Here is an 11,652-nt window from a genome sequence, read left to right on the forward strand (position 1 = left end):
ATATCAATTTTTTCAAAAAAATATCTATCTGATTTGTCAATTTCAACAAGTGTAGATAAATTACCCGCATAAGTTAATTTATCAACATTGATCACTTTATAATCGGTTTTTTGAATTAAATATCGAATCACAGCAGAACCAATAAAACCTGCCCCACCCGTAATTAAAAAAGTTTTATTCATTGATAATTGCCATTAAATAATCACCATAACCACTTTTTAACAAAGGTTTAGCAATGGCTGTTAATTCATCTGCATTAATCCAACCATTTTTATAAGCAATTTCTTCAATACAAGCGATTTTATTACCTTGGCGTTTTTCAATCGTTTGCACAAAATGTCCTGCATCTAATAAACTTTCATAAGTGCCAGTATCTAACCAAGCAAACCCTCTACCAAATAATTCTACCTTCAGATTTTTTTGCTCTAAATATTCACTATTTACGCTAGTAATTTCCAATTCGCCCCTATCAGAAACCTTAACATTCTTAGCAATTTCAATCACACTATTAGGATAAAAATACAATCCAACCACTGCATAATTAGACTTAGGATTTGCGGGTTTCTCTTCAATAGAAATGGCATTATTATTTTTATCAAACTCAACCACGCCTAACTGACTTGGGTTTTTTACTCTGTATCCAAAAACAACCACTTTTTTCTCTTGTTTAACGGTTTTAACACTCTGTTTTAACAATGAAACAAAGCCATCGCCATAGAATATATTATCTCCTAAAACCAAACAAACATCACTATTCCCAATAAAGTCCTCACCCAAAATAAATGCTTGTGCTAAGCCATCTGGAGAGGTTTGCACGATATATTTAAACTGCATTCCTAATTCACTACCATTACCAAACATATCTCTAAATCTGTCGATATCCTTAGTGGTAGAAATAATCAAAACTTCTTTTATCCCCGCCAACATTAAAACTGACAATGGATAATAAATCATTGGTTTATCATAAATTGGCAGTAGTTGCTTACATACGCCTTTGGTGATTGGGTAAAGTCTGGTGCCAGATCCACCTGCTAGTATTATTCCTTTCATTTTTTAAATCCGTTTATTGTTTTACAAATTCTTAATACATCATTTTTAGTGTGAAAAAATGATATTGGTAAACTTAAAGTTGTTTGATGTATTTTCTCAGAAATCGGATAGTCGCCACTCAATATACCGCCGTGCATTGCTTTTTGTTTATGTGGTGCAACAGGATAGTGTATTTCGGCTTGCACCCCTTGATTCAATAAATATTTTCTCAACTCGTCTCTTTTATTATGACGAATAGTGAAAATATGATACACATCAAAAAAATCTTGATTGACTATTGGCACAATAAAATTTTTAGATAAATTTTCAAAATACACATCAGCTAACATTCTTTTGTGTCTATTGATTTCATCAAGATACTGTAACTTTATACTTAAAAAACCTGCCTGAACTTCATCCAGCCGTGAATTAAACCCGATGACTTCATTATGATATTTCTCACTTGACCCATAATTTCTAAGTTGCTTTATCTTATTGGACAACTCTTGATCATTGCAAACTACCATGCCGCCATCGCCCAATGCACCTAAATTTTTGGTTGGATAAAAACTAAAACAGCCAAAATCTCCAAAACTGCCAGTTTTTTTACCTTTGTAAGTAGCACCATGAGATTGTGCGCAATCTTCAATTAATTTTAAATTATGTGTATTGCAAATATCCATAATAGGTGTCATTTCGCACGATTTTCCATACAAATGCACAACTAAAATTGCCTTGGTTTTATGGGTAATTTTTTCTTCTATTTGGTTTGGGTTTATATTATAGGTTACTACATCTGGTTCAACCAAAATAGGCTTTAGCCCCGCCTGAATGATTGCAATAATTGTGGCAATATAGGTATTTGATGGAACGATAACCTCTGCGTTTTTGTCAAAACCAAAGGCTTTTAATGCCAAGGTCAAAGCATCCAGGCCACTGGCGACCCCAACGCCATAATTCACACCGATATATTGGGCGAAATTTTGCTCAAAAGTATCAACTTGTTTACCCAAAATATACCAACCACTATCAAGCGTTTTTTTAAAAGACCGCTCAAACTCTTTAAAAAATGGTGCGTTTAATTTGGCGAGATTTTCATACTCAATCATTAGAGGTCTTTGCGCTAGTATGGTTTATCAATATAATCATTAACATCATAATATTCAGAGGCAAAAACAAGTAAAGTGGTGTTTTTTGCAAATTTATCCATAGTGTGCCAGTCTTTGGTTTCTAAAATCAAACATTTTTCAGGAGAATCCAGCACAAAAATCTCTTCACTTTCCCCGTTATTCACATACACCTCACAACTCCCCCCAAGAGATATTAACGCTTGAGTGGTTTTTTTGTGCCTATGCCCACCTCTTTTTCCATTTACATTATAAATATAATAAAAGCGTTTAACCTCAAAAGGTAGGTGTTTTTCAACCACGGTTAACACACCACTTTCATCGTTAAAGGTTGGTAATTTTAGAATATGTGCCATTCAATCTTCTCTTAAAAAATACTGCTTATTAAAAATATTCCACTCGCCTTTTAACTTTTTTAAAGCAAATCGTATTGGGTCTTTCCACTGCAAAGGCGTATTTTTAACGATTCCATTATAATCATTCTCGCCATCAATCGTTTTTAAAAACTGGGTGATTTTTTCAAGATGCCTCACATAGGGCTTATACAAAATTTCAAAATCACTTTTGTTCAGTTTATAACTACCCAGATCAACTTTGTTATTTTCTAAACGCTTAAAATTATGAAAATGATAAAACACCAATTTAAAATTTTCATCACTTAAATCATATTGTTGCACATTCCACGGTGCAACTCCGCCCCCTAAATTTTGCAGTTCGTGCACACATTCAAACCTAGTCATCCAATCATCAAGATATTTTTGATCACCAAATTTCCCATTCTCAAACCTCGCATAGCACCAATCTATGCAAGCATCCACCCACCAATTTAACACTTTCATTCCCTCGTCATTATTTTTAAACGACATAAACTGCACGCAGTATTTGCCACTGGTTTTAGTTTGGTCGTATTTTGGTGTGTATCTATGCTCAGTAATTAAGACTGATTTATCATTCATCTCCTTAATCAATACATCAGGATTAGAGAAAAAATATAAGTCTGCATCAAGATAAATGCAACTTTCTAAGTTATATTTTTCAAGTGTATATTTTATGGTTGAAGGCGTGCAAGTCCAACAATATTCCCCTTTTGTTCTACTTGGTTTAATTGCCAGTAATTTTTCGTTTTCAAACTCCCTCAAACTAATAACCGTACAATATTTCAAATCTAACTTTTTAAGTAAGACATGACTTTTATCATCAAACGCAAAAATATACAGATGAAAATTATCACTATGATGTTTAAGAGACTCATACATTGCCAAGCCCCGTGTTAGATAATTGCTATCAAACAGCGTGCAGTAACTATACATCTTTTACCTTTTTAGCCAAAACGATATTATCTAAATACAAATCGTCATTTCTCGGCAAAATTTTAGATACAATTAAGCCAATTATATTAATAGGTGCCATTAAAAATAATGTTGTTAGTAAGTTAATATAAATATTTTTAGTCATCGTTACTTTAAATATATAGTCATTAATAAGTTGAAATATCACCTCAAGCCCATCATTACTTTTTCTACTCTCCACTACCTCAAAGCCATTTTCAAGCAAAATATGTTTCAATCCAAAAGATGAATAGCGTGCATAATCATAGGGTTGCTCGTGCTCATCCCACACAAATGGCACACTCATCAGTAACCACCCCCCCGTTTTTGTTACTCGGTTTATCTCTGTTAAAAACTCATTGGGATTAAAAACATGCTCAAACACTTGATTAGAAATAACACTATCAAACTCTTTGTCAGCAAATGGGATGGCTTTTCCATCATAAAAAACATCAGCAAAACTATGGTTTCTATTGCCTTCATCGTCTATCTCTAAACCAATATATTCATCAACATTACATAGACTTTCGTATGGCTTAGTGCCGCAACCAATATCTAATAATTTTCCTGTTAAATTAGGAATTAATGTTGAGACATTCTGATACAACCCTTTGCGTGCAAAATAAAAAGGATTGATAAACAATCCTAATATTTTTGGGTTGAATTGCTCGTTAATGTATATTTTTTTTAGTTGTGTTAGCATTTCTCAAACTCTAGTATCAGTCCTTTAAATTCATACTCATCATTTTTACCATCCGCACTCTCAAAAATCTCAATCACACTATAACCCTTACTTTTAAAATAATCAATAAGTTTAGTTTCATCAAAAAACCAACAGGGATAACTGGCTTGATAAATACTTGGTGGCACAACCTGAAGTGTTATTTTTTCAGAGGTTTTACTAAATGACATTCTATCTATCAAAATAGTCTCAAAATCATTCTCTAAAATGGCATCCAATAATTCATAAGGTTTTTCAATATATTGCAACACACTAGAAAGCAACAAAATATTAGGCTTTTCTTGTTTAATGCATTCATCCACACTATAGAAGAATTTTAATCGCTCATCTTCAAATTTCTCTTTACCAATCGTAACAAAGTTATCTTGCTCAATCACACACCAAGAGGCCTTATCTAATTTATCTAAAAACTTCTTATTTTGATAATAAGTGCTACCCAAACTCCCGCCAAAATCAAGCACTTTTACCCCGCCTGTTTTAGCAGCGGCAAACATCAAGCCTGATAATAACGGCCAAGAGTATTGGATTTCATCAAAAATAACACTGTCTCTTTCATAAACCGCCTCACCGTTTTTTACTTTTAACAATGACTTTTCTACTGCATACAATATCCCGTCAGCATCATAACCAGTAGCATCATTTTGTGCCTCTTGCCAAGTCGCATAATCACCCTTCCAACCGTATTTATGGTTTTTTATTTTTCTTAATGTATCTAATAAGATGGGTGGGATTAGTGATTTAATGATTTTTTTCCTAATTGTAAATCAACCGCAAGTTCTTCATCATAGATAATATCTGAATAATTATTTGATATTGGTATTGTGTAGTTATTTTTTTCAAAATATCTTAGAAAAATATTTTGCGCTTCCTTTTTTTGTAACCTCTAAAAACATATCCTGGCCATAAAAAAAATAAACAATGCCTTAAAAAGACATTATTGATAATGATTGCATTGCAGTGAGAATAATTTAATGCTGCCAAAGCAGATATGCGATGATTTCCGTCCAAGACAATATAACTTCTTTCTTTTCCTTTTTTTAACTCTAAAAGTCTAATATATCCATATTTTTCTGGACTATAGCCATTTTCTTTAATTGATTTATACGAATTTTCTAACCAAACAAACTCTCTATTAATGTGTGAAGCTAAAATACCATCGGTTGATGTATGGCAAATTATATCTGGATTAGTCAACGCTGAATAGCTATCTTTAGCTTGCCCCCAAGCCCAAGGGAAATCCCAATTAATAGCTTCACTTGTCTGATTTAAGTGTAATGTTTTGAAAAAATTTAAACTTCTCATTCCTAATATTCTTTCTACAAATTCCAACCTTAATTTCTGTAAATCCACCCCTTGACTTAACCCTACAATATAATCTTCATAAATATTATTAGAGAATAATCCATACCTATAACCCCTATAATGATAACAATTATTTATCGCAATATTATCAATCTTTTGATAGTTCAAAAACATAAACATCTGCTCCAGTATATTGACATAAAAAATTCTTCTTATTAACTTTCATAGGTACACTATTAATAAGACGGTTAAGTTCTTCCAAACTTAAGGGGTATGATTTTATGTGACTCCAAGCTTTTGTATTAGGCATAGCGTTAAAAAAACATATAATCTTATTTTTAACTTTTTCTAATAAAGTGTAGTCTCTAGATAAATATACTTGTAGCACCAAATTTCCTTTTAAAACCCTATGAAATTCTTTAAATAAATTTTCTCTTAGTTCTGGTGGTATTAAATGCAAAAGTCTAAAACAAATTATTTCATCAAAATAATTATCAGCATATGATAAATTAAATGCGTCCTCCTTGGATAAAAAAACATTTTCTTTACTATTAGTTACAGCTAATTTGGCTTTATTAAGCATATCTTTTGAAATATCACAACCAAAAATCTCCTTAACATTGACATAGTAATTTAGAAACCTACCAGTACCCACAGGTAAATCTAATACCCTATCTGTTTTGAAATTTTTATATCTATTTTTAATGTACTCATTTTCAAACTTCCAATGTTCTTCTTCTTTTCTGGCAATATCATAAGTTTCTGCAACTTGATTATCGTATTTTTCATATCCATCATAATTCATCATTTTTTCCTTAAAAATAAAATTTTATTAAACCTGTCTATCTTATACCTCTAACTACTTTCTGTTTCAAATACCCAACAAACACATGTCTATTGATTTCTAATTCCTCATCCAATAACAACTCAAAATATTTTGTAAAATTATTTCTAAACCAATCTAAATTGTAAAAATACTGAGTCATGTTCAGATATTATGATTTTCGATGTTTAAGAAATAAATATGCTCGATATCCAATCAATGATTTTGTTTTTTGCACAAACATAAACCTTATTTTTTTATCTAAAAAATCATATATATAGCCTGAAATAATCCAACTTATCAATGTTGCTATTGCTGCACCTTTTATTCCATATTCAGCAATTAATACAATATTCAGCACTATATTAAAAAATACAGCTAAAGCATTTCTATAAAAAGCCTTCATAATCATATTTTCGGCAATTAAAAAATGTCCTGAAGCAACCGTTAAAAATACAAAAACACCAGCCCATATATGCACTATCAGCACCCCTCCCGCTTCATGATATGCTTCACCATAAAGTAAATTTATTACCCAGTCACTCAAAAAAGTCATAGGAATAGCAATAGCAATAGCCAACCAAACCATTAAATCATAGAGTTTTTGCAATCGTTCATAATATAATGCTTTACTTTGCTTTTTAGCGTTAATAATGGCTGGAAATAATGATGCACTGATTACCATTGGGATAAAATACCACGCTTCACTCAATCTAACAGCAGCAGCATATTGTCCAACTGCTTCTGCATTCAGCATTTCTTTTATCATTACTTGATCTATTTTCATATAAATGCTTATAACTATCCCACTCAATATCAACGGCCAACTGTCTTTCAATAAATCCACGGCAGTGGATTTATTGAATTTTAAATGCTTAATACTTAATGTTGAATTTTTGAGGTAAAAATATAAAAACCCCATTGCTAACACAAAACTATCAAACAAAACCACCCATGCAAAACTAACAAGTGATGCTTCGTTTAAAATCAAAACCACCTTAACAATAGATGAAACAAACAGGCTAATGATATTGGCATAAACCACAAATTTAGATAAAACCTTAGCTTGGAAAAACATATCCACCACATTAAAACTTTGAAAAATAGTGGCAGACGCAATGATAAAAACTAAGGCATTGGTATAACTGTCGTTTGAGGTGAAATTAACCGCAATGGCTAGGATAATCAATACTAAAAATGCGCCGATAAGTTTTAGCCAAAAGGCTGTACCAATCAGCTCACCCGTGCGGTTTTCATCTTTGACCAATTCACGCACCACGATGCCGTCTAGCCCCAGCGTGGCAATAGCGGCAAATAAGCCAACAAAACTTTGGGCATAACTAAATATCCCAAATTGTTCTGGACCAAGATAACGAGCCACCCAAATACCTACAAACAAACCAACCACCATTCGCAAGATTTTTTCGCCAAATAGCCATGAGGTATTTTTAAAATACCTCATAAAGCCTTGATGGTTTTTTAAGGTGCGAATTTTACTAAGCATTATCCACAAACCAGCGATAAGTTTTACTTAGTCCTTCTTCTAAGGTGGTAGTTGCTTGCCAGCCTAATTGCTTAATTTTATCTACATTTAGGCGTTTTCGTGGCGTGCCATCTGGCATATTTTCATCCCAAATAATATCACCCTGAAAATCAGTTACTTTTTTAATGAGTTTTGCAAGCTGTTTGATAGTAACATCTTCGCCTGTGCCAATATTAATGTGTGATAATCTTGGCTGGGTTGCGGCTTGATGATCAGCCTTATCAAGCATTAAAATATGCAAACAAGCTTGTGCCATATCATCAACGAATAAAAATTCACGCATCGCCTTGCCACTACCCCAAACTTTTACGGCTTTATCATTGTTAATTTTTGCCTCGTGAAAACGGCGAATAAGTGCTGGAATAACATGTGAGTTTTTAGGATGAAAATTATCCCCCTCGCCGTATAAATTAGTGGGCATAACTGAGCGAAAATCTGTGTTGTACTGGCGATTATACGATTCACAAAGTTTGATACCTGCAATTTTGGCAATTGCATATGGCTCGTTAGTTGACTCTAATTCTGAAGTCAATAAACATTCTTCTGGCATTGGTTGTGGGGCGAGTTTTGGATAAATACACGAACTACCTAGAAACAATAATCGCTTAACTTTAGTGGTATAAGACGCATGGATAATATTCGCCTCAATCATCATATTTTGATAGATAAAATCCGCAGGATAAGTGTCATTAGCGTAAATACCGCCAACCTTAGCAGCCGCTAAAATCACATAATCAGGTTTTTGAGTGGCAAAAAAATCAGCCACTTGTTGCTGGCTGATTAAATCTAATTCTTGATGTGTGCGTGTGATTAAATTATTAAATCCTTGTAATTCCAACTTACGAATAATTGCCGATCCAACCAAACCACGATGACCTGCGATATAGATTTTTGCGTTTTTATCCACTTATTCTTTACCGCCAAAACCATCATTTTCCAAATCGTATCTCACCATGCCAGATACTAGCTCTTGGAAAGAAACTTGTCGCTCCCAGCCTAGCTCATTTTCTGCTTTTGATGGGTCACCAAGTAACAATTCAACCTCGGCTGGGCGGAAGTATTTTTCATCCACTTCAATCAAAATTTTGCCTGTGCTTTGGTCTATGCCTTTTTCATCAACGCCTACACCTTGCCACTCAATGTTAGTACCCACTTCTTTAAACGCCAACTCTACAAACTCTCGCACGGTATGAGTCTCGCCTGTGGCAATGACAAAATCTTGTGGTTTGTCTTGTTGGAGCATTAACCATTGGGCGTACACAAAATCTTTAGCATGCCCCCAGTCTCGCTTGGCATCCATATTACCAAGCGTTAATACCTCTTGCTTACCTTGGTGAATTTTAGCAACAGCTTGTGTAATTTTTTTAGTCACAAAAGTCTCCCCTCGTCTTGGACTCTCATGATTAAACAAAATACCGTTACAAGCAAATAAATTATAAGACTCTCGGTAATTTACCGTTACCCAGTAGGCGTAAAGCTTGGCAGCACCATAGGGAGATTTTGGATAAAAAGGGGTGGTTTCGCTTTGTGGCTCTGTGCCGGGAATACCGCCAAATAATTCTGAAGTTGATGCTTGATAATACCTGCAATCAGAACCTAAATCACGCACCGAATCTAATAATCGTATCGCACCCAGACCAACTACATCAGCGGTATATTCTGGCACATCAAAAGAAACAGCCACATGTGATTGCGCACCTAAATTATATATTTCATCAGGTTTAATCTTCATTAACAACCTATGAATATTACTTGAGTCTGTTAAATCTCCATGATAGGTGTGTAGGTTTGGATGATTAAAAATATGTTCAATGCGTTGCGTGGTAAAAACTGATGCTCGACGAAGGATTGCATGAACCTCGTAATTTTTTTCTAATAATAATTCTGCAAGATATGAGCCATCTTGCCCTGTAATACCTGTTATAAATGCTTTCTTCATTGCTTTACCCTTCCATAAATATCTTCAAATCGTTCAATATCATCTTCGCCCAAATAGACTCCGCTTTGCACTTCGATAACTTCTAAGTCTTCTTTTTCTTCATTTGCTAGGGAGTGCTTAACGCCAATCGGGATATAAGTTGACTGCCCTTTTTGTAAGGTAAAACTTTTATCACCATTCACCACACTGGCAATCCCTTTAACCACCACCCAATGCTCGGCACGCTGACTGTGGCGTTGTAATGATAATTTGGCACCTATTTTAATATGCAAACGCTTGACTTGGAAACTATCTCCAGTTTCGATACTATCATACCAACCCCATGGACGATAGACCTTGCGGTGTTGTCCTGCTTCGTGTCTGTTGTCAGAGCGCAACTGCTCAACAATCGCTTTCACTGCCTTCGATTTATCTCGACTGGCTACCAAAGTCGCATTCGGAGTATCAACAATAATCAGATTATCCACACCAATAGTTGCCACTATGTGGTGATTGGCATTAATATAGGTGTTAGTAGTATCTTGAACAATCACATCACCCTTAATCACATTTTGATTGTTGTCTTTTTGACTAATATCGTATAAGGCATCCCATGATCCAATATCGCTCCACTGCGCATTAAGTGGCACAACCACTACCTTATTGCTTTTTTCCATCAATGCATAATCAATTGAATCACTTGGGGAGTTAGAGAATGCTTGTTCATCCAATCGAATAAAATCAATATCTAGTGTAGCATTGTTGACTGCTGTGCTCACTGATTGACTTATTTCAGGTGCATACTCACTTAATTCGTCAATCACTGTATCTGCTCGAAACATAAACATACCACTATTCCATAGATAATTGTTTTGCTGATAATAAGATTGTGCAGTTTTCAAATCAGGCTTTTCAACAAAGTCTTCCACTTGATAAGCACCACCAATCTTATCTTTAGAAGATTTAATATAACCATAACCAGTATTCGCCTCGCTTGGTACAATGCCAAAAGTAACCAACTGCCCTACCTGTGCTTGTTGTGTAGCAATATCAATCGCTGTGTGAAAAGCCTGTACATCTTGAATCACATGATCTGCTGACAATACTAACAGAATAGCATCCTCTAATTGTTTGTTAGATTGCAATGCTGCTGCCATAATCGCAGGTGCAGTATTTCTACCAACTGGCTCTAATAAAATAATAGGGTTTTGAATGCCAATTTCCCTGCACTGCTCTGCTACCAAAAATCGATGCTCAACATTGCAAACAACCATCGGATTAGCAAGGTTACCCAGTCCCTGCAGGCGCAAAATTGTTTCCTGTAATAAGCTGTGATCACTCGCCAACGACAAATATTGCTTAGGGTGTTGCGTACGCGATAACGGCCAAAGCCTCGTGCCAGAACCACCTGACAAAATAACGGGGATTATATTCATAATAATATAAGATTTATAATACTTTCGCTTCTAAAACCATATACGCTTCTTGCAAATAAGGATTTGTCATTTGTTCTATCTCAATGCCCACTTCTTCTTCAAAATAAATTTGATTAACATTCAATTTTGGTACATTTGAGCGCGTAGCACTTGGAATTAGTTTTAGTGTAGTGGTTTTGTCTAAAAGCTTATTAACATCAATATTAATATTGGCAAGTTCAATGGTATGCTGTTCGGCCTTAAGAATGTCTATTACCTCATTGATAGGCTGGTCAAAGGCTTTGGCTAAAATGGTGTTAGTGATTTTTTTCACTCCTACTGTATAAGCTTTAAATGATAATGACAATAAGTTAGACAAAAACAATTCAAATTTATTTTTACGATTAATTGCTAATAATTTAATT

Annotated in this window: 14 protein-coding genes; all 14 read right to left on the reverse strand. The window is 34.3% G+C overall.

Annotated features, from left to right (window positions below):
* Positions 1-182 (reverse strand): NAD-dependent epimerase/dehydratase family protein (locus BAZSYMA_RS06765; RefSeq protein ID WP_143243131.1); only part of this gene is annotated, 182 nt, incomplete at its 3' end.
* Entirely contained in the window at positions 175-1,050 is an 876-nt protein-coding gene (rfbA, locus tag BAZSYMA_RS06770) for a glucose-1-phosphate thymidylyltransferase RfbA (protein ID WP_090717007.1), read from the reverse strand. The genes BAZSYMA_RS06765 and rfbA, both read right to left, overlap by 8 nt.
* The gene (locus BAZSYMA_RS06775; RefSeq protein ID WP_090717010.1) at positions 1,047-2,138 is read right to left on the reverse strand and encodes a DegT/DnrJ/EryC1/StrS family aminotransferase; all 1,092 of its coding nucleotides are present in this window, start codon (positions 2,136-2,138) and stop codon (positions 1,047-1,049) included. The genes rfbA and BAZSYMA_RS06775 overlap by 4 nt, the downstream gene beginning before the upstream one ends.
* A gap of 14 nt (positions 2,139-2,152) precedes the next feature.
* Positions 2,153-2,512, reverse strand: coding sequence for a sugar 3,4-ketoisomerase (locus BAZSYMA_RS06780; protein WP_090717012.1), 360 nt, complete (start codon positions 2,510-2,512; stop codon positions 2,153-2,155).
* Entirely contained in the window at positions 2,513-3,466 is a 954-nt protein-coding gene (locus BAZSYMA_RS06785) for a glycosyl transferase (protein ID WP_090717015.1), read from the reverse strand.
* Complete coding sequence (locus BAZSYMA_RS06790; protein WP_090717018.1) at positions 3,459-4,187, reverse strand: class I SAM-dependent methyltransferase; 729 nt, start codon at positions 4,185-4,187, stop codon at positions 3,459-3,461. The genes BAZSYMA_RS06785 and BAZSYMA_RS06790 overlap by 8 nt, the downstream gene beginning before the upstream one ends.
* A complete protein-coding gene (locus tag BAZSYMA_RS06795) occupies positions 4,181-4,984 on the reverse strand; it encodes a methyltransferase, TIGR04325 family (RefSeq protein WP_090717020.1) in 804 nt (267 codons plus the stop codon). Before BAZSYMA_RS06795 ends, BAZSYMA_RS06790 begins: the two co-directional genes overlap by 7 nt.
* Before the next feature lie 88 nt (positions 4,985-5,072).
* The gene (locus tag BAZSYMA_RS06800; protein ID WP_090717023.1) at positions 5,073-5,702 is read right to left on the reverse strand and encodes a ParB N-terminal domain-containing protein; all 630 of its coding nucleotides are present in this window, start codon (positions 5,700-5,702) and stop codon (positions 5,073-5,075) included.
* On the reverse strand, positions 5,677-6,333 hold the full coding sequence (locus BAZSYMA_RS06805) for a class I SAM-dependent methyltransferase (RefSeq protein ID WP_195910137.1): 657 nt from the start codon (positions 6,331-6,333) through the stop codon (positions 5,677-5,679). Before BAZSYMA_RS06805 ends, BAZSYMA_RS06800 begins: the two co-directional genes overlap by 26 nt.
* A 190-nt stretch (positions 6,334-6,523) precedes the next feature.
* A complete protein-coding gene (locus BAZSYMA_RS06810; RefSeq protein ID WP_241502577.1) occupies positions 6,524-7,855 on the reverse strand; it encodes a flippase in 1,332 nt (443 codons plus the stop codon).
* The gene (fcl, locus tag BAZSYMA_RS06815) at positions 7,848-8,801 is read right to left on the reverse strand and encodes a GDP-L-fucose synthase (protein ID WP_090717029.1); all 954 of its coding nucleotides are present in this window, start codon (positions 8,799-8,801) and stop codon (positions 7,848-7,850) included. The genes BAZSYMA_RS06810 and fcl overlap by 8 nt, the downstream gene beginning before the upstream one ends.
* Positions 8,802-9,833, reverse strand: coding sequence for a GDP-mannose 4,6-dehydratase (gmd, locus tag BAZSYMA_RS06820; RefSeq protein ID WP_090717032.1), 1,032 nt, complete (start codon positions 9,831-9,833; stop codon positions 8,802-8,804).
* Positions 9,830-11,248: a mannose-1-phosphate guanylyltransferase/mannose-6-phosphate isomerase gene (locus tag BAZSYMA_RS06825; protein WP_090717034.1), complete on the reverse strand. Its 1,419-nt coding sequence runs from the start codon at positions 11,246-11,248 to the stop codon at positions 9,830-9,832. The genes gmd and BAZSYMA_RS06825 overlap by 4 nt, the downstream gene beginning before the upstream one ends.
* 13 nt (positions 11,249-11,261) lie before the next feature.
* A partial coding sequence (locus BAZSYMA_RS06830; RefSeq protein WP_195910138.1) for a hypothetical protein occupies positions 11,262-11,652 on the reverse strand: 391 nt, incomplete at its 5' end.

Source organism: Bathymodiolus azoricus thioautotrophic gill symbiont (genome assembly GCF_001298715.1).
Taxonomy (GTDB): domain Bacteria; phylum Pseudomonadota; class Gammaproteobacteria; order PS1; family Pseudothioglobaceae; genus Thiodubiliella.